Source organism: Streptomyces antarcticus (assembly GCF_026627255.1).
Taxonomy (GTDB): Bacteria; Actinomycetota; Actinomycetes; order Streptomycetales; family Streptomycetaceae; genus Streptomyces; species Streptomyces antarcticus.
The window spans coordinates 114,692-136,756 of record NZ_JAPNLM010000004.1; the positions used below are offsets into that span (position 1 = coordinate 114,692).

Below are 22,065 nucleotides of genomic sequence, written 5' to 3' on the forward strand. Positions count from 1 at the left end.
CGGCCCGTGTTCCGCGTTCCCGCACGTCCTCCCGCCCCGGCTCCGGAACGCGTCCGCCGCGTTCCGGAGCCGCAGGCGTTGCCCGCTGCGTGCGGCCGTTCAGCCGGCGCCCCACGCCGCGAAGGCGTGGCCCTCGCCCTCCCGGTGGTCCATGTGGGCGAGGGGCAGGTCCGCGGCCATCTCAGCGGCCGCGATCCACGGCAGGACCTCGCCGGCGACCGTTCCGGCCTCTTCGATGCGCCGCTCCGTGGTCTCGGACACGAGCCCGTCCAGGTCGCCCCGGTACAGCCGGTCGGCGACGGTGCCGGCCCAGGACGGCCTCGGAACGCCGTACAGCTGGTCGGGCAGCATGCGGGGGCCGCCCACCTCCAGGGAGAAGCTGCCGCTCGCGACGACGGCGACGCGACGGCCCGGCAGGTCCTCCAGGGCGTTGCGCAGCACCCGGCCGAGCCGTCTGCAGCGCTCTGCCGAAGGCCGGGGCGCCACCATGCCGTTCAGGTACACGGGGACGACGGGCAGCGGGCGCGTGTTGAGGAAGTGCAGCGGCACCACGACGGAGTGGTCCACCGAGTGGCCGCGCAAGGCCACCGGGTCGAAGTCCTGGCCGACCAGGCCGCGGTGGAGGGTGGTCCCGATGTCCCCGTCCAGCGCGTACGAGGTGGGGGAGACGCCCGGGACGTCGTCGTTGGGGCCGCGGACGCTGTCCCCGGTGGCGATGGCGAACGTCGGCCACATGTCGGGGGTGAAGGTGTTGATGTGGTCGCAGGTGAGGACGACGAGGACATCGGCGTCCGCCCGCGCGACCACCTCCTCGACCGCCGCGTAGCGTCGGGCGAGTTCCGCCCCCGCGGCCGTGTCGGTGCGGGCGAGGGTGGGGAAGCCCGGGGTGTGCGGGACGCCGGCGACGGCGACGATGTCTGCCACCTCCCGTCACCCGCCCGGTGCCGTCGCCGCGGCCGCCGTCGCGGCCACCCGCGGCCCGGGCGCGGCCGTGGACCCGCCGGGCGCCGCTCCCTCGGAGCGGGCCGCGCGGTACATCTCCCGCAGCAGGCGCAGGGTGCCGAGCCCCGCGGCGCCGTCGGCCGTCATGGGGTGACCGTCGTGGACCGCTGCGGCGAAGTCGGCGATCTGCCGCCGGTGCGAGATGCCGTAGTAGCCGATGCCGGCGGGGGCCGGTGCCACCTGCGCGCCCACGTCGCGCGCCGCAGCGCGGAGCGCGTCGCCGCCCTCGGCGACGTGCAGCGTCCCGGGGTGGTCCAGGTCGAAGAGGACCGAGCCCTCGGTGCCGACGAGTTCGATCCGGGTGCGCCAGGTGATGCTGCTCGCGACCGTGACCTGGTACGTCACCAACGCGCCCTGCGGGCCCCGCAGGACGGCCGCGAGGGTGTCCTCCGTCTCCATGCCGCCGCGCGGCGCCGTGTGCCCGGCGGCCGCACCGACCACGGTGAGGCCGCCGGTGAGCCAGCGCGTCACGTCGAGCGCGTGGTAGCCCTGGTTGACCAGGGCGGAGCCGCCCTCGCCGGCGAAGGTGCCGCGCCAGTAGCTGTCGGCGTAATAGCCGTCGTCGCGGCCGCACTGGAGGCTGACGGTGCCGGACACGAGCCGTCCCAGGAGGCCGTCGGCGATCCACTCGCGGACGGCGGCGACCACCGGGTCGTAGCGGTGCTGCGAGACGACCGACAGGACGCGGCCGGTGCGTTCGGCGAGGACCGTCAGGGCCTCACCCTCCTCGGCGGTCATGGCCAGCGGCTTCTCCACCAGGACGTGCTTGCCCGCCCTGAGCGCCGCGGCGGCCAGCTCGTAGTGCTGGGCGTGGTCAACGGCGATGGAGACGCTGTCGACCAGGGGGTCGGCCAGGACGACCCGTGCGTCCGAGGTCACGTGCGGCAGCCCGTACTCGCGGGCCAGGGCCTCGGCCCGCGAGCGGTCGCGGTCGCACGCCCAGCGCAGTTCGGCGTCCGGCAGCGCGGAAAATCCGTCGACGTGGTTGGGGGCCACTCGCCCGCACCCCACCACGGCATGAACAAGGGGTTTCACGCAGAACTCCTCGGGTCTCTCGGTTGCCCGTCGGCGGCAGTAAGGAAATGGAAGCGGCACGGACGGTCTCTCCACTTCAGTCAATATCCGCTGGCTCCGAATGTCAACGGCCTTAGCCGCTCGCTTAGTGACTCAATTAGTGACTGCTCTTGACAAGGAATCATGGAGCGACTTGACTCTGCCTCACCCGGCGTTGGGACGCTGCCTCGAAGGCCGTCCCGGGATCCGCCGGGGACCGGACGGCGGAGCGTTGGCGATCAGTGCACCCCGTCGGCCGGTACCCACACCGACCACGAGCCGCCCCGCTGCGGCAGACCGGAGGACGTCGTGCTCCACCCCGACGAACTGGCCCGGCGTGCCCGGCGGCGAGTCGTCGAACTGGCCGCACGCAAGGCGGTTCACCTCGGCGCCGCGCTGTCCATGACCGACTTGCTGGCCGTCCTCTACACCCGGGGCCTGCGCTACCGACCGGACCGGCCCGACTGGCCCGACCGGGACCTGCTGATCCTCAGCAAGGGCCACGGCGCCTACGGCCTGTACGCGGTCCTCGCCGAACTCGGCGTCATCACGGCCGACCTGGCCACGCTGCCGGGCCACCCGTCCGACGCCGTGCCCGGCATCGAGGCCGCGACCGGCGCCCTCGGCCACGGACTGTCCCTCGGCTGCGGCATGGCCCTCGGCGCGCGGCTGGCGGGCCGGGACCAGCGGGTCGTCGTCGTCACCGGCGACGGCGAGCTCGACGAAGGGAGCAACTGGGAGGCCGCGCAGTTCGCCGCGCACCACCGCCTCGGCAACCTCGTCGCCGTCGTGGACCGCAACCGGCTCCAGCAGGAGGGCGACACCGAGACCATCAGCGCCCTCGAACCCCTCGCCGACAAGTGGCGGGCCTTCGGCTGGCGCGTCGCCGAAGCCGACGGGCACGACACCGCCGCCGTCACCGACGCCCTCGCCGGGCTCCGGGCCGGCGACGGTCCCGCCGTACTGCTCGCGCACACGGTCAAGGGCAGGGGCGTCCCCTTCGCCGAGGGCGATCCCGCCTGGCACATGGGCCAGTTGGACGCCGCCCAGCGCCAGACGGCCCTCGACGCCCTCGACGCACCCGCTGCCCCGGCCCCCGCCGCCGCGGGAGGAGCGCTGTCGTGATCGCCGCACCGCCCACCATGCGCGCCGCGCTGGCCGCCGCCCTGGCCGAGGCCGTCGACGCGGACCCCGCCCTGATCACCCTGGGCGCCGACGGACAGGCCCTGTTCCAGGGAGTCATGGCCCGACACCCCCGCCGGTACGTCGACGTCGGCATCGCCGAGGCCAACCTCGTCGGAGTCGCCGCCGGACTCGCCCGCAGCGGCATGCGCCCCGTCGCTGCCGCCATGGCACCTTTTCTCGTCCGCAGGGCCTACGAACAACTGCGCCTCGACGTGTGCGTGCCCGCGCTGCCCGTGGTCTTCCTCGGCGTCGGCGGAGGGCTGGGGTACGGACACCTCGGCCCCACCCACCACGCCACCGACGACATCACCCTCATGTCGGCGCTGCCCCACATGAGCGTCCACTGCCCCGCCGACGCCGCCGACGCCGTGTCCGTACTGCGGACCCTGCTGCCGGCCGACGGCCCCGCGTACGTACGGCTCTCCGCGCGCCCCGACCCGGAGCTGCCCGCGGCGGCCTCCGACGGCGACCCGCGGACCCCCCGACTGCTGCGCGACGGGGACGACGTACTGCTGCTGGCCACCGGCCGCTGCGTGGCCGAGGCACTCGCCGCGGCCGACGCCCTCGCCGGCGACGGGGTGGACGCCGCCGTCGCCTCCGTGACCACCCTCCACCCCTTCCCCCGGGACGCCGTACGGGCACTGGCCCTCGGCCGGGCGCTCGTCGTCACCGCCGCCGAGTCCCTGGGCCCCGGCGGCCTGGGGGACCGCACCGCACTGACCCTCGGCCGGGACGGCCCCCCGCTGGTGCGTCTGGAGACCGACCACCGCTACCCGCCGGTCGCCTCCCACGAAGAACTTCTCCACTTCTACGGCGTGGACAGCCGCGGCATCCGGTCCGCCGTGCTCGGCCGCTTCACCAGGAACACGAGGAAAGCGTGACGATGAGGATCCTCTCCAGCGCCCAGGCCTGCGGATTCGGGCCCGTCTCCAAACTGGTCGCCATCACCCCCCTGCTCGCCGACAGCAGCGTCGACTTCGTCGGCCAGGACGTCGCACTCGACTTCGCGCGGCGGCACAGCCACCGCTTCCACCGCATCACCGAAGGCGACACCCGCCGGAGCGAGGACCTCGCGCAGGGACTCGCCGACGCCGACCTCGTGGTCAGCGTCATGGACGCCGAACTCGTCTTCCGGGCGGTACGCGCCGAGGTCCCCGTGCTCTTCTTCGACAGCCTCCTCGGCTTCTGGCTGACCGGCCGCAGCTTCGAGGAACTGGCGGCGCGCGCCCACCTCGTCCGGTGGGCCGACCACGACACGGCCCGCTACGTCTTCGACACGCTCGCCCCGCACGAGCGCATCCTGCTGGCCCACCTCCTCGCCCGGCGGTCCTACGCGCAGAACTTCCCCGGCGTGCCCGCGCGCATCGCGGCCATGGCCGGGGTGGGCGCCGACCACGTCGAGCTCTGCGGTCCCATCGTCGACCGGAACGCCCTGGAGGGCGCCCTCGCCCAGCCGCCGCCGGAGCGGCCGGCCGGCCTCCTGATCAACCTCGGCGGCTTCCAGAACTTCTTCCTCGACTACGAGTCCCACAACGCCTACCTCGACGTCCTGCGCCGCTGGGTCGCCGAACTCGCCGAAGCCCGACCCGAACTGGGCCGCATCCTGGTATGCGGCGGGGCGTTCCGACAGCGCGTCACCGAGACCCACGGCGAGGTCGAGGTCGAGTACGCCTTCCTGCCCCAGACGGAGTTCCTCCGCCACCTCGCCCACGCACCGCTCTACGCCGTACCGCCGAGCCTCACCTCGCTTCACGAGTCGGTCATCCTGCGCCGGCTGCCGCTGCTGCTCCCCGAGCAGCACTACGGACACATCGCCAACCTGCGCGCCCTGCGCGGCACCGTCGCCGGCGACATCGCGGCCAGCCTCACCGACCTCGGCGACCGGTTCACCGTCCCCGAGGACGACCTGGAGGGCACCAAGGCCCTCGACCGGCTCACCCGCGAACTGCTCACGGACGAGTCCGGCTACCGCCACCTCGCCGATCACCTGGACGCACGTCTGACCGCCTACCAGAAGCTGACGGCCGAGGAACGGCACGCCGCCGTCGACGAGCTCGGCGACCTGCTCGGTGGACCCGCGCTGGCCGATCTCCTGAGCCGCGTCGACGTGTCCCTCGTCACCACCGGGAGCACGTCGTGAACCGCACCCCCACCCCGCACGGCAGCGGCCCCGCCGCCACCGCACCCGCCCCGGCGGACCACGCCGACCTCACCGAACGGAGCGTCGACACCGTCGAGGTGGCCCGGCTGATGCTCGCCGCCCACCTGGAGAGGAACGGCGCCCCCGAGCCCGGCCCCGACCGCGTTCGGTCCTCCACCTGGACTCCGGCCGGCGCCCGCAAGGTCCGCCGCCGCACCTTCGTCCAGCTCGACATCGACGGCGTACCCGTCGCCGTCGCCAAGGTCCCGCTGTCCACCACCGATCCGAAACTCGCCCGCGAGCTGGAGATCCTGCGCGGCTTCCCCGTACCCGCGCCCCTCGGCAGTCCGGTACCGCTGGACGCGCTGTGCGGCGGGTTCACGATGACCCACCTGCCCGGCATCGACCTGCCCACCGCCGTCGCCGGCGCCACCGGACCCGACGCGCTGTGGCAGGTGCTCCGGCCGGCCGTCGAGCGGGTCGTCGAACTGCACCTGTCGGGGGAGCGGACACCCGGCACCCCGGAGCGCGCCCTCGAAACGGCCGCCGCTTACGTCCGTGACCCCGAGTTCGGCGTCCCGTACGCCGACGAGGCCCTGCGCACGGCCCTGCTGGCGCCCACCCACGGCGACCTGGGCCCCTGGAACGTGCGCTACGACGCCCGCGACGGGTCTGCCCGGGTATTGGACTTCGAGGACTACCGCGCCACCGGCATCGCCGCCATGGACGTCGTGAACCTCCTCGTCACCACCGCCCTCCCGGTCTTTCCCGACTACCCGGAACACGGCTTCGACTGGCTGTACGACCAGGTCTTCAGCTCGGACCACTGGTTCCGGTCCGTACTGGAGCGGGGCCTGGACCACTACGCGACGCTCACCGGACAGCACCCCGGCCGCGTCCTCGACCTCCTGCCCTTCACCTGCCAGTGGCTCATCGAACGCATCGAGGCCGAGGGCCGCGACACCAGCCGTCTCTTCTACCGCACCTTCGTCGAACGCTACCTGGAGCGGCGGCCCGCGGCCCACGGGAGCACCCATGTCTGATCAGGAACGCACCACCCGTACCGACACCGTCGTCATCGGCGGTGGGCCCGCCGGACTGTTCGCCGCGCTGACCCTGGTCAGGGCCGGCCGGCGCGTCGTCCTCCTCGAAGCGGGCGGCGACATGATCGAAAGCCTGTGTCCCCGACTGGTGGCGCGCATGAACGGGCGGACGGTCCGCGACGCGGAGAAGTTCCGCCTCCAGTGCCCGCGCTGCACCTGCCTCACCGGACTCGGCGGCGCGGCCTTCCACTTCGACACCAACCTCGGATACATCTCCTCGCTGACCCGCTCCAAGATCGAGTCGGCGCCCGACGGGACGGTCCGCTCCTACAGCGGACTGGAGCGCGCCCTCGGCTCCTTCGACCGGGCCCAGGACCTCATCTCCGAGGCGTACCGCATCCTCTACGAGCTGGGGCTCCCGCCGGCCGGTCCGCCCCGGGAGACGAGCGGTTCCCTGCTCGGCGACGGCACCGTCTTCCAGCACGTCGACACGGCGTACTCGCAGAGCGTCACGGTGGACGACTCCCTCGTCGTCATCGCCCACCTCAAGGCCGAACTGGAGCGCGGCGGCGGCAGCGTCCTGCTCCACCACCGGGCCACCGACGTCGAGCCGCTGACCGGCGGCGGGTTCCACGTACGCGCCGACACGCCCGACGGGCCCGCCGCGTTCCGGGCCGACGACGTGATCGTCGGCGTCGGCAAACTGGGCCTGCCCTGGGTCCGCGACCTCGCCGGGCGCATCGGCGTGCGCCACCGGCCCAGCAGCCGCGTCGACCTGGGCGTGCGGCTGGAAGCCGGCCGCGAGGCACTCGCACCCCTCCTGGACGGCTGTCACAACCCCAAACTGTCGTTCCTCAACGAAGAGGGCCACTCGGTCCGGACGTTCTGCGTGTGCGAGGGCGGCCGGGTCATGCAGTACGGCTTCCTCGACGCGGTCGCCCTCGACGGGCAGCACTGCCTGAACCAGCCCACGACCAAGTCCAACCTCGGCATCCTCACCACCGTCGACCTGCCCGGGGGGACCGACGGCACCGACCACGCCGCCGCGTACGCGAAGCGCGTCTGCGCGTACGGCGGTGGCAAACCCGTCGTCAGCACCGTCGACGAACTGTCCGGACGGCCCGCACCCGAGGGACCGCTCACCACCAGCCTCATCAACTACCACCACGGCGACCTGCGCGACTGCCTGCCCGCGTCCACCGTCCGTGACGTCCTCACCATGGTCGACCGGCTCAACACCCTTCATCCGGGACTGGTCCCGGGCACCGCCACGGTCGCGGCGCCCGTCGTCGAACGCCTCTTTCCCGACCTGGACCTCTCCGACGACCTGGAGTCGTCCGTGCCCGGGCTGTACTTCGTCGGCGACAGCTCCTCGAAGATCATCGGCATCACGTACGGGGCGGCCACCGGCATGGCCGCCGCCCGCTCCGTGCTGCACCGCAGGGTCGCCGCGGGCGCGGGCGCGGCCACGGGCGGGGGGCACTGATGCTCGTCCTCCCGCACCGCATACCCGGCGCCGGGCAGCCGCACTTCGAGCAGTGCACGGTCCCGCTGTCCGCGCCCGCGGCCACCCTGCTCGGCGGCCCCGACGGGCATCTCGCGCTCGCCGCCCTCAGCCATCTGCTGCTCCACCGGTACGGAACCGGCTGGGAGGTGCTCGGCGCCGCCGGCGACACCCCGGTGCGCTACGTCCGCGCCGAGGACCAGGAGACCGGCACCCTGGAGGCACTCACCGGAGCGGCGCGTCCCGCCGCCGCCCGGCCGCCGGTCGACGGCGAACCGTACGTGGCCGTCCTGTCGGCCCGCCCGGTCACGCTGCCGGCCGCCCTCGGGCGACCCGTGTGGACCGCTGCCGCGGAGGGCCCGGGCCTGTGCCTCACGTACGACAGCACCGTCCTGGACGCCGCCACCGCGGAGCGCGTGGCAGCGCACCTGGCACTGCTCGCCCACCACGCGGCGCAGCGGCCCCTGACCCCCGCGGGCACCATCGACCTGCTCGGGCCGCACGAGCGGGAACTGCTGCTGGACACCTGGAACGCGCCGCACACACCCCACACGGACACCACCCTGCACCGCATGATCCGCGAGCAGGCCGCCCGCACACCCGACGCGATCGCCCTGCGAGACGGCGCCGCCGAGCTGACGTACGGCGCACTCGACGCCGCCTCGGACCGGTTCGCCCACCGGCTGCGCCCGCACGTGGACGAGCCCGGCGCCCTCGTCGTACTGACCGGCGACCGGGACCTCACCCTCTTCACCGCCGTCCTCGGCATCTGGAAGGCCGGCGCCGGGTTCGTCCACCTCGACCCGCACCTGCCGGACCTGCGGGCCGAGGAGATCCTCCGCCTCACCGCGCCCGTCGCGACGCTCACCACCGCGTCCGGGCACAGGGTCGTCGCCGGCCGCGCCCTCGACGCGGCCGCGTTCCTCCGGCAGCCGCTGCCCGGCAACCGGCCCACCGCGGCTGGGGATCCGCCCGGCGCACCCGACGACCGGGCCGGCGCACCCGCCGACCCGCCCGGCGCACCCGACGACCGGGCCCGTCCCGACACCACGGCCTACGTCCTGTTCACCTCCGGCAGCACGGGCGCCCCCAAGGGCGTCGTCCGCCCGCACCGCATGCACACCTCCCGCATCCGGCTGGAGCAGGGGATGTACGCCATGGGGCCGGACGACCGGCACCTGCTCAAGTCGCCCATCAGCTTCCGCGAGTTCGCGTGGCCGCTGGCGACCGGCGGCACGGCGGTGCTGGCCGCGCCCGGCAAGGACCGGGACGACCGCTACCTCGCGGAACTCATCCGCGACCAGCGCGTCACCACGGTCAGCTTCGTGCCCTCGATGCTGCGGCTGCTGCTCACCCAGCCCGCGTTCCGGACGGCGCCCGCGCTGCGCCACGTCTTCGTCGGCGGTGAGGCACTCGGACAGGACCTCGAGGACGAACTGCGCGGCCTCGGCTTCGCGGTCCACAACACGTACACCCTCAGCGAGGCCGACTACGTGTGCCACCGCACCGGACCGCTCGCCGTCCCCCGCCCCGAAGGGGCACCCGGCACGGTCGTCGGCGTCCCGCTCGACATGCGGATCTACCTCTGCGACGCGGCGGGCCGGCTCGTACCGCCCGGCGTCGTCGGGGAGATCCACACCGGGGGCCCCGGACTGGCCGACGGCTACCTCGGCCGCCCCGACCTGACCGCCGAGCGCTTCCGGCCCAACCGGCTGGACCCCGCCGGGCCCGAGGTCCTCTTCCGTACCGGGGACCTCGCCCGCCACCTGCCCGACGGCCAGGTCGAGTACGTCGGACGCGCCGACGACCAGGTCAAGGTGCGCGGGCAGCGGGTGGAGCCCGTCGAGGTGGAGACCGTGCTGCGCGCGCACCCGGGGGTCGCCAACGCGGCCGTGGTGGGGACCCCGGACCCCGACCAGGGCGCCGTCCTCGTCGCCTACGTCGTCCCCGAGGGCGACGAGGTGCCGCCCGAGCGGCTGCGCGAGCACCTCGCCGCCCGGCTGCCGGACTTCATGGTGCCCGCGCACCTGGCCTCGGTCCCCGCCCTGCCCCTCCTCGGCAGCGGCAAAGTCGACCGCAAGGCGCTGCGCGTCCCACCGCGCACCCGCCCCGCCCTCGACGTGCCGTACGCCCCGCCCACCACCCCCGACCAGGAGCGGGCCGCCGCACTGGTGGCGCGCGTCCTCGGCCTGGACACCGTCGGCGTCGACGACGACTTCTTCGACCTGGGCGGCGACTCCCTGCGCCTGATGCTGCTGCGCGGCTCACTGGAGTCGGCCTGCGGACGCGAGATCGCCCTGGCCGACGTCTTCGCCGCCCGCACCCCGCGCGGCCACGCCCGTCTCCTCGGCGAGGCGTCCGAGCACCACGGCACCGGCACCGGCGCCGTCCCGGCACGCCGCCCCGCCGAACGGCGGCGCCCGCCGCGGCGCGGGAGCGCCGCACCGGCCGCCCGCACCCGCACACGCCCGTCCGAAGGAGGCGAACCGAGATGAACGCGCCCCTGCCCGGCCACCCGAACCCGAACCCGGCTCCGGCTCCGGCCGCGGCCCCGGACGACGAGTACGCCGTCGCCGTCGTCGGCATGGCCGTGCGCCTGCCCGGCTGCGACAGCCTCGAGCGCTACTGGGAGATCCTCGCCGCGGGCGAGGACAACATCACCCGACGTGCGCGCACCACCGGCTCGTTCGTCCCGGCGTACGGCTCGATCCCGCGGCCCGCCCACTTCGATCCGGCGCGCTTCGGCATCGCCCCCTCCGAGGCCCTGCTCCTGGACCCGCAGCACCGACTGCTGCTGGAGGCCGCCGACGAAGCGCTGGCCGCCGCGAACGTCGACCGCGTCCGCACCCCGGCCGTCAGCGTCTACGCGGGTGTCGGCCACAACGACTACGAGCGCTGGGTGGGCACCGCACTCGCCGGGCGCCCCGGCGTCGACGCCCAGGCCCTGGAGGTCACCAACCGGGGCGACTACGCCGCCACGCGCGTCGCCTACCGGCTCGGCCTGCACGGCGCCGCCGTGACCGTCCAGTCCGCCTGCTCCACCGCGCTCACCGCCGTCCACCTCGCCGTCCAGGACCTGCTCGGCCACGGCAGCGACCTCGCCGTCGCCGGAGTCGCCGCCGTACGGGTTCCGGCGCCGGGCGGCTACGGGGCACCGCTCGGCGGCATCGGCTCGCCGGACGGCGTGTGCCGGCCCTTCGACCGTGCGGCGGGCGGCTCCGTACCCGGTGACGGCGCCGGCGCCGTGGTGCTCAAGCGCCTCGCCGACGCGGTGCGCGACGGCGACGAGGTCTGGGCCGTCGTCCGCGGCACGGCCATGAACAACGACGGCTCCGGCAAGTCCGGCTTCGCGGGCGTCGACCCGGCCGCGCAGGCCGAAGTCATCCGGGCCGCGCTGAACGTCGCGGGACTCGAACCCGCGGACATCGACTACGTCGAGGCGCACGGCAGCGGGACCCGCATCGGTGACGCCGCCGAGTGGACCGCGCTCGGCGAGGTCTTCGCCGACGTGCGCCGCCCCGTCCACGTCGGCGCCGCCAAGGCGGGCCTCGGCCACCTGCGGGAGGCCGCGGGTCTCGCCGGACTCGTCAAGGCCGTGCTGTCGCTGCGCCGCGGGCGGCTCGTCGCCACCCCGCACTTCGAGCGGCTGCCCACCGACCTCGCCCGTACGGAGGGGCCGTTGCGGCCGCTGGGCGAGGCCCTCGACTGGCCGGCCGCCGCGGACCGCCCCCGGCGCGCCGGAGTGAGCGCCTTCGGCCTCGGCGGGACCAACTGCCACGTCGTCCTCGAAGAGGCCCCTACCCGCCCGCGCGCCGCCGGGGAGGGGTCGGGGGGCGCGGAGTTGGTGCTGCTCTCCAGCCACCACCCCGACGCCCTGGACGCCGACCTCGCCGCCGTGCGCGACCACCTCGACCGCACCCCGTCGTGCACGGCCGACACCGCCTGGACCACGCAGACCTCACGCCACCGCCACCCGCACCGCGGCTACGCCGTCATCACCCCCGAGGGCGGAGCCGGGGCGGCGTTCGCGGCCGACCGGCTGCGCGTGCAGCGCGGGCGGGCCCCGGCGCAACCGCCCGAGGTGGTCTTCGTCCTGCCGGGCATCGGCAGCCACTACCCCGGCATGGGCGCCGACCTGGCCCGCACCGACCCCGTCTTCGCGGCGCACCTGCGGACCGCCGTCACGATCGCCGACGAGCTCACGGACGGGGCCGTCGGCCGGTCCTTCGCCGCGCCACGGGCGCGCCCCACCGGTGACGGCAGCCGCGTCGACCTGCGCGCCCTGCTGCGCCGCGACGGCGCCGGCCGACCGCCCCAGCGCGAGCTGCGCCAGGTCCACCTGTCCCTGTTCTGCCTTGAACACGCCATGGCCCGCACGCTCATCGACCTCGGCATCCGGCCCGCGGCCCTCCTCGGGCACAGCCTGGGGGAGTGGGTGGCCGCGGTGCTGGCCGGCGTCATCGGCCTCGACGACGCCATGGCGGCCGTGGCCCGCCGCGCCGACCTCGTCGTGACGGCCGGGGAGGGCGCGATGCTCGGCGTGCTCGCCTCCGCCGCCGACGTCGAGCGGTACGCCGTCGACGGCACCTGGCTCGCCGCCGACAACGGGCCCGGGCACTGTGTCTTCTCGGGGCGCCCGGCCGCGGTCGCGGCACTCGCCGAACGGCTGCGCGGCGACGGCTTCACCGTCCTGCCGGTCGACACCGCGCACCCCTTCCACACACCTCAGCTCACGCGGGCCGCCGACCTGCTCGGGGAGGACCTGCGCGCCGTACGGCTGAGCCCGGCGCGCATCCCGATCGCCTCCAGCGTCCTCGGCCGCTGGCTCGACGGAGAGGTGCCCCAGCCCTCCTACTGGCGCGACCACATGGTCGGCCGCGTCCGGTTCCGCACCGCCGCCGGGCTGGTCCTGGCCCGCCACCGCGTCCTGATCGAGGTCGGCCCCGGCACCGCCCGCCCGTGGATCGGCCAGAGCGACCCGGACGCCGTGTGCGTACGGACCGTGCGGCAGTCCTACGAGCACGTGCCCGACCGGCAGATCCTGCTGGAGGCCCTCGGGGAGCTGTGGACCCACGGCGTCGAAGCGGACTGGGAGCGCCTGCACCCGGCCCCCGGGCGCCGGACGACACTGCCGCCCAGGAACCTGGTGCGGCGCAGGTACCTGCCGGACACGGCGCCGCCCGCCGACCCCTTCGCGCACCCCGCGTCCGCTCCGGCGGGCGCCGCGGCCGCGGCCGCCGGCGGGGGAGACGAAGACGCACGGGAGCACCGGCCGGAGCCGGCGGCGGAGCCGGTGACGCCCTCGACCGTGGCCGGATTCCTCGCGGAGCGCTTCCGCCTCCTCCTCGGCCTGCGCCAGGTTCACCCCGAGGACCACTTCTTCCACCTCGGCGGGGACTCGCTGATGGGCGTCCACCTCATCTCGGGCCTGAAGGAACTCACCGGCAGAGCCGTGCCCTCCTCGGTCGTCTTCGCCTCCGCGACGCTCGGCGGCATGACGCGCGAGGTGGAGGACTGGCTGGCCACCCCGGAGCAACAGCGACCGGAGCCCATCGAGAACGAAAGCCGGACGCCATGACCCCACCCACCATCGGAGTGCTCGGAGCCGGAGTCATCGGAGCCAGCGTCGCCCACGCCGCCGCGGCGGCCGGGTACGCGGTGACGCTCGTCGACTCCGACGCCGCCGCACTCGACACCGCCCGCGCCGCCGTCCGCCGCCACCAGCGGCTCGCCACCCTCCTCGGCGGCGCGGGCGCCCCCGCACTGGACATCCGCCCCTCCACCGACCTCGCGGCCCTGAGGGACGTGGAGCTCGTCGTGGAGAACACCACCGAGTCGGAGGAGGCGAAACGAGCCCTCTACCCGGAGCTGGAGAAGGTCCTCGCCCCCGGCACGACCATCGCCGCCAACACCTCCGCCGTTCCCATCGGCCGGCTCGCCGAACAGCTCGCCGACCCGGGCCGCGTCGTCGGCGTCCACTTCATGAACCCGGTCGACCGGATCGGCATGGTCGAAGTCGTCCGCGGCGAGGACAGCTCCGACGCGGCCATGCGGGACGTCGACCTGATGCTGCGGCGTCTGGGCAAGGAGGCCGTCGTCGTCCGGGACGCGCCCGGCTTCGTCATCAACCGCGTCCTCATGCCGGTCGTCAACCTCGCCGCCGCCGTCGTCGCGGACGGCGTCGCCACCCCGAGCCAGGTCGACGACCTCTTCAAGGGCTGCCTCGGTCACACCTCGGGGCCGCTTCGCACCGCCGACCTCATCGGCATCGACACCGTCGTCCGCACCCTGGAGGTGCTGCACGACCACTACGGAACCGACGAGTTCGCCACCCATCCGGCGCTGCGCCGGATGGTCGACCAGGGCCTGCTCGGCACCAAGAGCGGCCGCGGCTTCTACTCCTACGACGGGAACTGAACCATGGCTTCCCCGCACACCACCTCCACCCGGTCCCACACTCCTGACGAAGTGACGTCCACCGTACGGGAGTTCATTGCCCGGCTCAGCGGGCGTCCCGGCATCACGGACGACAGGCCGCTCATCTCCGACGGCGTCCTCGACTCCGTGGCCGCCGTCCAGATGGTCGACTTCGTCGAGCGCACCTTCTCCATCGAGATCGGCGACGAGGACCTCGAACTCGTCCACTTCGACTCGATCCGGGGTCTCGCCGGGCTCGTCAACCGCAGGCTGGCGGCCTCGTGACCGGCTCCGCGCCCGAGGCACTCCTGGAGGCACTGCGCGACGACGCGTTCGCCGCCCGGGCCACGGCTTGGGAACGCGCGGGCGCCGTACCGCGCGAGGACATCGACGCACTGGCCGGCCTCGGACTGCTCGGCCTGACCGTGGACACCGCCCACCACGGCAGCGGGACGCCGCTCGCCGCCGTCACCGACGTGCACCGCCTGGTGGCCGCCGCCTCACCCAGTCTGCACAGCCTTCTCGTCGTCCACGCCATGGTCTGCCACGCGGTACGCCGCTGGGCCGCTCCCGCGCTGCGCGACACGCTGCTGCCCGACCTGGCGACAGGCCGGATCCTCGCCGCGTTCGCGCTCACCGAGCAGGAGGCCGGCGCGGACATCGGCGCCCTGACCACCACCATCGAAAGCGACGGCGACACCCTGCGGGTCACCGGCACCAAGCGCTGGCTGTCGTTCGGCCAGATCGCCGACACGTACCTCGTCTTCGGCAGCACAGCGGGGCGCGGCAGCTGCGCACTGGTGGACGCCGGTGCGGGCGTACACGTCGGCGCGGAACCCGTCACCGCGGGGCTGCGCGCCGCACGGCTCGCCCGCGTCACGTTCGACGGCGCCACCGTACCGGCCGCCCGCGCGGTCGGCCGCCCCGGCTTCGGCATCCCCTTCGTGGTGACGTCCTGCCTGACGCTGGGCAGGCTGTACGTCGCCGCCGGCGCCGTGGGCGTCGCGGAGGCCGCCCTGCGCCTCGCCGCCGACCACGCCGCCACCCGCGCCCAGGGCGGTGCCACCCTGGGCGACCGGCAACTCGTCCGGGGGCTGCTCGCCGACGCCGCGCTCGCCACCGACGCCGCCGCCCGCTACGTACGGCAGACCGCCCACGAGGTCGAGGACCGGGCACCGTCCGCCGCGGTGACCGTCGCCCGCGCCAAGCTGCTGGCCAGCCGTGCGGCGAGCACCGCCACCGCCACCGCCTCCCGGCTCCTCGGCGCGGCCGGACAGGCCGAGGACCACCCGCTGGCCCGGCTGCACGCCGCCGCGCGCGTCCACGAGGTCATCGAGGGGCCGACCGAGGTGCTCCAGGACATCGTCGCCGCCGACCTCCTGCGCGGCCGGGGCGGCACCACGGACCGCGCACCGGTCCGGACGGCGGCGCACCACGGAGAGGACGACACCCATGCAGAACACTGAGCCGCACACCCCGGCCGCCCCGCGGGTCAAGTGCGTGGTCTGGGACCTGGACGACACCCTGTGGGACGGCACGCTGCTCGAAGGCGACGACCTCAGCGTCCCCGAAGCCAACCGGAGGCTGGTCCGGACCCTCGACGAGCACGGCATCCTCCAGTCCGTCGCCAGCCGCAACGAGCCAGGCCCGGTCGCGGAGCAGCTGAGCGCCTTCGGCCTCGACGCGTACTTCCTCTACCCGCAGGTCGGCTGGTCGGCCAAGTCCGCCTCGCTGCGCGCCGTCCTCCGGGAGCTGAACATCTCCCCCGACAGCGTCCTGTTCGTGGACGACTCGGAGTTCGAGCGGGCCGAAGTGGCCAGCGAACTGCCCCAGGTGCGGTGCATGACCAGGCAGGAGCTGCACGCCCTGGTGGCCGACGGCGGTGTGCTGCCCGCGCAGGTCACCGACGACGCGCGGCGCCGCCGGTCGATGTACCTGGCGGAGAGCAGGCGCCGCAGCCACGAGGTGGCGTTCGACGGGCCGGGGGAGGAGTTCCTGCGTTCGCTCGACATGACCCTGCGCGTGCGCGAGGCGACTCCCGCGGACCTCGCCCGCGCCGCCGAACTGACCCAGCGCACCCACCAGCTCAACACCACCGGCATCACCTTCGACGAGGCCGAGCTCGCGTCGCTGACACGGCACCCGGACCACCGCGTGCTCGTCGCCGAACTCGACGACCGCTTCGGCACGTACGGCACGATCGGCCTCGCCGTCATCGGTACCGGCCGGACAGACGCGGCAGCGGTGGCGGACCCGCACGCCGACGCCGCGCCCCCGTGGACGATCCGCCTGCTGCTGATGTCGTGCCGGGTGATGGGCCGCAACGTCGGCTCCACCCTGATCGCGGCCGTCGCCCGGCTGGCCGCCGCGCACGGTGCCGGCACCGTCGCCCTCTTCCGGCCCACCGAACGCAACCGGCAGATGCTCGTCACCTACCGGTTCGCGGGATTCACCGTCGAATCCCGTACGGACGACCTCGTCGTCCTCTCCCTCCCCGACGAGCGCCGCCCGGCCGTGCCCGGCTACGTGCGCCTCGTCGTCGACGACAACCCCGTCGCCCCGCGCGGCACGACCAAGGAGCTGACCGCATGAAGGCCTTCACCCAGAGCTGGACCGACACCTTCTCCTCCGTGTACTCGGAGGAGCCGCTCGCCACACTCTCCTGGTTCAACGCCTCTCCGGGCCTCGAACTCGTCAAGCGCGTCATCGACGGCACCCTCAAGCCCGGCCAGCGCCTCATCGACCTGGGCAGCGGCCCGGGCGTCGACGCCGTGTTCCTGTCGGTTCAGGGACTCGACGTGACGGGTGTCGACCTGTCGGCCGACGCAGTCGCCCGTGCCCGCAAGTGGGCCGAACTCGCTGGCGCCTCCGCGGACTTCGTTGAGGGCGACGTGCTCGACGTGCCGCTCCCGGACGGCTCGGCCGATGTCGTCACCGACTCGTTCGTCTTCCACAACATGCGCGACGAGGCACGCGGCCGGTACGCCGACGAGGTGCACCGCCTGCTGAAGCCGGGCGGGCTCTTCCTCCTCAACTCCTTCTCCGACCACATGGTCGAGGGCACCGGACCGCGCCGCATCACCAGCGACGAGATCCTCGGGACCTTCCGCTCCGACCGTTTCACCTGCGTGGGCCTGTACGTGTACCGCAACGTCCCCACGCGCACCAAGCCCGACCAGTTGCACTGGTTCGGCGAATTCCGGGCCCGCTGATGCGCGTCGTCGTCACCGGGGGCGGCCGGGGCATCGGACGCGCCGTCGCGCTCGGTTTCGCCGAGCGCGGCGCCCAGGTCGCCCTGATGGCCCGCACCGCCGCCCAAGTGGAGTCGGTGGCCGCGGAGATCGAGGCTCTCGGAGCCGAGAGCCTCGCGCTGCCGGCCGACGTCGGGGACGAGCGGCAGGTGCAGCGTTGCGCCGAGCGGGTGACCGAGACGTTCGGCGGCGTGGACGTGCTCGTCAACGCCGCCGGGCTGTTCGACATGGGCCCCACCACGGAGTTCTCCGTGGACGACGCCCGCGCACTGCTGGACACGAACGTCATCGGCACCTTCCTCACCTGCAAGGTCTTCGGCAGGCACCTGCTGGAGCAAGGCCACGGCAAGATCGTCAACTTCTGCTCGCTGCTGTCGTACACCGCGTTTCCCGAACGGGCGCTGTACGCGGCGAGCAAGGGTGGCGTCCTGCAGCTGACCCGCAGCCTGGGCGTCGAGTGGGCCGCACGCGGCGTCAACGTCAACGCGGTGGCCCCCGGCATGATCCGCATCGAGACCCCGCACCCGGCCGCGCTCACCGAGGACGCCATCGTCGGGCGCATTCCCGCCGGCAGGCGCGGCAGGCCGCAGGACATCGTCGGCCCCGTCCTCTTCCTGGCCTCCCCGGAGGCCGACTACATCAACGGCCAGACCCTGGTCGTGGACGGAGGCTGGCTCAGCTATGGATACCTCTGAACACCCCCTGTCCATCGGCGTCTTCCACGGCGCGTCCCCGGGACACTCGCCGCGCCACGTGGCAACGGCGAACGCACCGGGCGGCCTCGTCGCCGCCCGCGGCCACCGGCTGGTGTACGGCGCGGGCGGCGTCGGCCTGATCGGCGCGGTCGCCCGGGCCGCCGAGCCGGTCCGCATCGCCTCCGACCCGTGCGAGGCCCTCGACATGATCACCTCGGCCCGCGCCGGGGCCCCGGCGGGAGCGTCCGATGCCGGAGCGTGAACGCCGCACGGGGGTGGACCGGTGAGAAGGGCGGCACGCAGGAAGCCGCTGCCCCTCTACAAGGGGTTCCTCGCCGGATGGGGCGCCACCACGTTCGGGACCGGCCTCGTGCTGCCACTCATGGTGGCCTACCTACGGGAGGCGCTCGGTCTGCCCACCTCCGGCGTCTCGCTGTACTTCGCGCTGTTCGCGATGGCCGGTCTCGTCGTGAACCCGCTCGCGGGCAAGGTCGGGAAGCGCTACGGCCCCGGCCTGTCCGCGATCGGAGCCACCGTCCTCCAGGCCGCCGGCGCGGCCTGGCTGGCGGCGGCGGACTCGATGGCCTCCACCATGCCCGCGGCCTGCCTCTCCGGGGCGGGCACCGGCGCCTACTACGCGGTGCAGACGCCGCTGCTCACCAAGGTCTTCGGCACCTGCGAACTCAGCCGCGTCCTCTCGGGGCAGCACCGCGTCTCCGCCCTGACCGTCGCCGTCGGCGCGCTGCTCGGCGGCCAGGCCGTGGAGCACCTCGGTGAGGCGGGGTACGCCCTGTGCCTGGTCGCCAACGCGGTCAGCTACCTGCTGCACGGAGCCGTCCTCGTCCGTCTCCGGCGGGTGGAGCGACGGCCGGCCGAGCCGGGCACGGACGGGGCCGGTTCCGCCGTACCCCGGGACGACGGGGGCGACCGGGGCACGGCGCTGCGCGACAGGGTGTTCCTCCGGCTCCTCCTCATGCAAACGGCCCTGGTCGTCTTCGGCCTCGCCCAGGTGGACGCCGTGGTTCCCGCGATCCTACGGAACGCGGACCTGTCCGTGTCCGCCATCAGCGTCGTCGTCGCCTGCAACACCGTCGGCGTCATCGCCTTCCAGGGCCTCGCCCTGCGGGTCATCGAACGGATCGGGTACGTCGCCGCGCTGACGGCGGCCATCCTGGTCTGGGTGGTCGCCATGGGGGCGCTGACGGCCGCGGTGCTGGTGCCGGGGACGGGCGTGCGCCTCCTGTTCGGCGCGCTGTTCGGGCTGGTCTTCGCCGTCGGCGAATGCCTGATCGCGCCGAGTGTCCAGCCGCTCGTCACGCTGACCGCCCCGCCGGCGCGGCTGGAGAGCTACGCCGCGGCCACGTCCCTCGCCCACGGCCTCGGCGCGTTCCTCGCGCCCCTGGTGCTGCTGCCCGTGGTGGACGGAGGCGGGGTGTGGAGCTACCTCGCCCTGCAACTCGGCGGCTACGGCCTCGCGCTGTACGCCCTGCTCTCGTTCCGCGGCCGCAGCGTCCGCCGCCTCGCGGCCGCCCCTCCGAGCAAGGAGACGACCCCGTAGAAGAGCCCATCGCATCCCCCGAGTCCCCCCGGTGCGCGCCACCGCAGGGGCGGCCCGTACCCGGCGATCTGCCCGGGCAGGGCGAGGCCGCCGTCTGGGTCGTCCCCCTGGAGTCCGTCCCCTACGGGCGTCCGGAACTCGTGCTCGACCGACGGGAGGGCGCGCGGGCGGCGGCGTTCCACGACGACCGCGCGCGACGCCGGTACGTCGCCTCGCACATCGCGCTGCGGACCGTCCTCGGCGGGTGTCTCGGCATCGCGCCCCGCGAGGTGCGGCTGACCCGCGAGACCTGCGGTCTGCCGCACTGCGCGCAGCCGCACGGACGGCCCACCCTGGCCGGCGGGGCGCCGGCCGTCGAGTTCTCCCTGTCCCGCTCGGGAGGCCTGGCCGTCGTGGCGCTCGCCGCAGTCGCCGTCGGCGTCGACGTCGAGTCGCGGGCCTTCCGCCACCCGGACAGCCCGCTCGACGGCATGATCCGCCGCCTGCACCCGGCCGAGCGCGCGGCGCTCGCCGAACTGCCGACCGCACAGCGGGAGGAGGGCTTCCTGAGCTGCTGGGTGCGCAAGGAGGCGTACCTGAAGGGCATCGGTACGGGACTGCCCGGCGGGCTGGCCGGCCAGTGCGTGGGGCTGGCAGCCGACCTCGCCGCGGACGGGAGGGGGCCGGCGCCGACTCCCCGGGGGTGGGCCTTCGCCGACCTCGACCTGCCGCCCGGCCACCGCGCGGCCCTCGCCGTCGCCGTACCGGACGGCGGGGCGTCCCGGACACCACCGGCCCTGACCGTCCGCACCCTCCGCCCGCCTCCGTGAGCACACGAAAGGCCGAACGGCCTGGAGAAGCATTAGTGACTGCATTAGTGACTGATCTTGACAACTGGTCATAGAGACACTTGACTCACTATCACCCCACCCCGTCCGAACACCGCCGGACGCGATCGGACCGAGAGGAACGCACGTGACACACGACAGTGCGGGCAGCCGCGAAACGCTGCTCGTCGTGGGGTCGGGCTACCGCGCCGGCCACGAACGCCTGCTGGCCCAGATGGCCGCGGACGCCGACCTGCTGCTGCTCAACCCCGAACCGGTGACCTGGCAGCGGCACCTGGTGCAGGCGGCCGGGGTCTTCGACGCCTGCGGCAGCGGCGCCGACGAGAACGCGCTGCGGGCCGCGAAGGCCCTCCTGGACCGGCGCCGGGTCGCGGCCGTGGTGACGTACGAGGAGACCATGGTGGTCACCGCGGCCCGCCTGGCCCGGAGCCTCGGGCTGCCGGGGGTGCCGGTGGCGGCGGCCGAGCTGGCGCGCGACAAGCACCGCCAGCGCACCCTGCTGGGCGACACCGGGATCTCGCCGACCCGCTCCCTCCTCGTCCACGACCTCGCCGCGGCACGCCGGGCCGCCCGCGAGATCGGCTACCCCCTGATGGTCAAACCGCGGGGCCTGTCCGGCAGCGCCGGGGTCCGCCGGGTGGACGAGGAATCACAATTCGACGCCGCTTTCGACGCGGCCCTGCACGCGGACAAGATGGGCCTGGAAAGCGAGGGAATCCTCGTCGAGGAATTCCTGGAGGGCTTCGAATTCGACGTCGACTGCCTCGTGCACGACGGTACGGCCACCCCGGTCTCCTGGGCGCGCAAGATCTGGGCGTACGACCCCTACCCGGTCGAGGCGGGCTTCATCACCGGAAACGGCACCCTGGGCCGAGCCGAGATGACCGAGGGCTTCGACCTCGCCTGCCGCAGCGTCCTCGCCGCCGGCATCGACCGCACGGTGGCCCACGTCGAAGTGAAGATGACCCCGGCCGGCCCGCGCATCATCGAGCTGAACGCGCGACCGGGCGGCGACATCGCCTCCCGCATCGTCGAACTGGCCCGCGGCGTGCGGCTCGGTTCGCTGCTCGTCTCCGCCGCCCTGGGCCGCCCGCCGCAGACCGCGTCCAGCGGGGACCGCGCGGCCGGCATCCGCTTCCTCTACCCCCGGTCCCGTCAGCGCTTCGACGGCCTGGCCGAAGCCGCCACGCTGCGCGGCCGCCCCTGGATCCACGAGATCAGCGAGCTGCGCCCGCGCGGGGAGACGGTGACACCCCCTCCGGAGGACCTCTACGGACGGGTCGGCTACGTCATGGCCACCGGCCCGCACGCCGACGAGGTCGAGGACCGCCTGCTCCTCGCCCACCACGAACTGCGCGTCCTCGGCTCCTGACCGCCCGACGCCCCCTCC

Annotated in this window: 19 protein-coding genes; 17 read left to right on the forward strand and 2 right to left on the reverse strand. The window is 74.2% G+C overall.

Annotated elements, in window-relative coordinates:
* Window positions 1-99: 99 nt before the first annotated feature.
* Together OTB16_RS08465 and OTB16_RS08470 are read right to left on the reverse strand one after the other, a co-directional pair.
* Complete coding sequence (locus OTB16_RS08465) at window positions 100-924, reverse strand: DODA-type extradiol aromatic ring-opening family dioxygenase (protein ID WP_267719345.1); 825 nt, start codon at window positions 922-924, stop codon at window positions 100-102.
* Window positions 925-930: 6 nt separating this feature from the next.
* Window positions 931-2,112, reverse strand: coding sequence for a Gfo/Idh/MocA family protein (locus OTB16_RS08470; RefSeq protein WP_324290785.1), 1,182 nt, complete (start codon window positions 2,110-2,112; stop codon window positions 931-933).
* Between the two features lie 252 nt (window positions 2,113-2,364).
* On the opposite strand from OTB16_RS08470, the gene OTB16_RS08475 reads away from it, so the two are divergent.
* The 17 genes from OTB16_RS08475 (at window position 2,365) to OTB16_RS08555 (ending at window position 22,047) form a co-directional block, all read left to right on the forward strand.
* The gene (locus OTB16_RS08475; protein WP_267719346.1) at window positions 2,365-3,180 is read left to right on the forward strand and encodes a transketolase; all 816 of its coding nucleotides are present in this window, start codon (window positions 2,365-2,367) and stop codon (window positions 3,178-3,180) included.
* Entirely contained in the window at window positions 3,177-4,121 is a 945-nt protein-coding gene (locus OTB16_RS08480; protein ID WP_267719347.1) for a transketolase family protein, read from the forward strand. The genes OTB16_RS08475 and OTB16_RS08480 overlap by 4 nt, the downstream gene beginning before the upstream one ends.
* The gene (locus OTB16_RS08485; RefSeq protein WP_267719348.1) at window positions 4,118-5,380 is read left to right on the forward strand and encodes a hypothetical protein; all 1,263 of its coding nucleotides are present in this window, start codon (window positions 4,118-4,120) and stop codon (window positions 5,378-5,380) included. Before OTB16_RS08480 ends, OTB16_RS08485 begins: the two co-directional genes overlap by 4 nt.
* Window positions 5,377-6,423 (forward strand): phosphotransferase, encoded by a 1,047-nt coding sequence (locus OTB16_RS08490; RefSeq protein ID WP_267719350.1) that lies wholly within the window; start codon window positions 5,377-5,379, stop codon window positions 6,421-6,423. The genes OTB16_RS08485 and OTB16_RS08490 overlap by 4 nt, the downstream gene beginning before the upstream one ends.
* Entirely contained in the window at window positions 6,416-7,909 is a 1,494-nt protein-coding gene (locus tag OTB16_RS08495; RefSeq protein WP_267719351.1) for an FAD-dependent oxidoreductase, read from the forward strand. The genes OTB16_RS08490 and OTB16_RS08495 overlap by 8 nt, the downstream gene beginning before the upstream one ends.
* The gene (locus tag OTB16_RS08500) at window positions 7,909-10,422 is read left to right on the forward strand and encodes an amino acid adenylation domain-containing protein (RefSeq protein ID WP_267719352.1); all 2,514 of its coding nucleotides are present in this window, start codon (window positions 7,909-7,911) and stop codon (window positions 10,420-10,422) included. Before OTB16_RS08495 ends, OTB16_RS08500 begins: the two co-directional genes overlap by 1 nt.
* Complete coding sequence (locus tag OTB16_RS08505; protein WP_267719353.1) at window positions 10,419-13,505, forward strand: type I polyketide synthase; 3,087 nt, start codon at window positions 10,419-10,421, stop codon at window positions 13,503-13,505. The genes OTB16_RS08500 and OTB16_RS08505 overlap by 4 nt, the downstream gene beginning before the upstream one ends.
* Window positions 13,502-14,344, forward strand: a complete 843-nt coding sequence (locus tag OTB16_RS08510; RefSeq protein ID WP_267719354.1) for a 3-hydroxyacyl-CoA dehydrogenase family protein — start codon at window positions 13,502-13,504, stop codon at window positions 14,342-14,344. The genes OTB16_RS08505 and OTB16_RS08510 overlap by 4 nt, the downstream gene beginning before the upstream one ends.
* A 3-nt stretch (window positions 14,345-14,347) precedes the next feature.
* The gene (locus OTB16_RS08515) at window positions 14,348-14,629 is read left to right on the forward strand and encodes an acyl carrier protein (protein WP_267719355.1); all 282 of its coding nucleotides are present in this window, start codon (window positions 14,348-14,350) and stop codon (window positions 14,627-14,629) included.
* A complete protein-coding gene (locus OTB16_RS08520) occupies window positions 14,626-15,810 on the forward strand; it encodes an acyl-CoA dehydrogenase family protein (protein WP_267719356.1) in 1,185 nt (394 codons plus the stop codon). The genes OTB16_RS08515 and OTB16_RS08520 overlap by 4 nt, the downstream gene beginning before the upstream one ends.
* Window positions 15,797-16,936 (forward strand): HAD-IIIC family phosphatase, encoded by a 1,140-nt coding sequence (locus OTB16_RS08525; protein ID WP_267719357.1) that lies wholly within the window; start codon window positions 15,797-15,799, stop codon window positions 16,934-16,936. Before OTB16_RS08520 ends, OTB16_RS08525 begins: the two co-directional genes overlap by 14 nt.
* On the forward strand, window positions 16,933-17,556 hold the full coding sequence (locus tag OTB16_RS08530) for a class I SAM-dependent methyltransferase (RefSeq protein WP_267719358.1): 624 nt from the start codon (window positions 16,933-16,935) through the stop codon (window positions 17,554-17,556). The genes OTB16_RS08525 and OTB16_RS08530 overlap by 4 nt, the downstream gene beginning before the upstream one ends.
* Window positions 17,556-18,290 (forward strand): SDR family NAD(P)-dependent oxidoreductase, encoded by a 735-nt coding sequence (locus tag OTB16_RS08535; RefSeq protein ID WP_267719359.1) that lies wholly within the window; start codon window positions 17,556-17,558, stop codon window positions 18,288-18,290. The genes OTB16_RS08530 and OTB16_RS08535 overlap by 1 nt, the downstream gene beginning before the upstream one ends.
* Entirely contained in the window at window positions 18,277-18,552 is a 276-nt protein-coding gene (locus OTB16_RS08540) for an LOG family protein (protein WP_267719360.1), read from the forward strand. Before OTB16_RS08535 ends, OTB16_RS08540 begins: the two co-directional genes overlap by 14 nt.
* A 21-nt stretch (window positions 18,553-18,573) precedes the next feature.
* Window positions 18,574-19,848, forward strand: coding sequence for an MFS transporter (locus OTB16_RS08545; protein WP_267719361.1), 1,275 nt, complete (start codon window positions 18,574-18,576; stop codon window positions 19,846-19,848).
* A 140-nt stretch (window positions 19,849-19,988) separates the two neighbouring features.
* Window positions 19,989-20,657 carry a 4'-phosphopantetheinyl transferase family protein gene (locus OTB16_RS08550; RefSeq protein ID WP_267719362.1) on the forward strand — a complete coding sequence of 223 codons (669 nt, stop codon included), beginning with the start codon at window positions 19,989-19,991 and terminating at the stop codon, window positions 20,655-20,657.
* Window positions 20,658-20,802: 145 nt separating this feature from the next.
* Entirely contained in the window at window positions 20,803-22,047 is a 1,245-nt protein-coding gene (locus OTB16_RS08555) for an ATP-grasp domain-containing protein (protein ID WP_267719363.1), read from the forward strand.
* Window positions 22,048-22,065: the final 18 nt, after the last annotated feature.

Bases quoted from the DNA above. Each gene is read 5' to 3' on its own strand.
- OTB16_RS08540 (WP_267719360.1), top strand. From the start codon at position 18,277: ATGGATACCTCTGAACACCCCCTGTCCATCGGCGTCTTCCACGGCGCG.
- OTB16_RS08505 (WP_267719353.1), top strand. From the start codon at position 10,419: ATGAACGCGCCCCTGCCCGGCCACCCGAACCCGAACCCGGCTCCGGCT.
- OTB16_RS08530 (WP_267719358.1), top strand. From the start codon at position 16,933: ATGAAGGCCTTCACCCAGAGCTGGACCGACACCTTCTCCTCCGTGTAC.
- OTB16_RS08535 (WP_267719359.1), top strand. From the start codon at position 17,556: ATGCGCGTCGTCGTCACCGGGGGCGGCCGGGGCATCGGACGCGCCGTC.
- OTB16_RS08500 (WP_267719352.1), top strand. From the start codon at position 7,909: ATGCTCGTCCTCCCGCACCGCATACCCGGCGCCGGGCAGCCGCACTTC.
- OTB16_RS08515 (WP_267719355.1), top strand. From the start codon at position 14,348: ATGGCTTCCCCGCACACCACCTCCACCCGGTCCCACACTCCTGACGAA.
- OTB16_RS08495 (WP_267719351.1), top strand. From the start codon at position 6,416: ATGTCTGATCAGGAACGCACCACCCGTACCGACACCGTCGTCATCGGC.
- OTB16_RS08510 (WP_267719354.1), top strand. From the start codon at position 13,502: ATGACCCCACCCACCATCGGAGTGCTCGGAGCCGGAGTCATCGGAGCC.
- OTB16_RS08525 (WP_267719357.1), top strand. From the start codon at position 15,797: ATGCAGAACACTGAGCCGCACACCCCGGCCGCCCCGCGGGTCAAGTGC.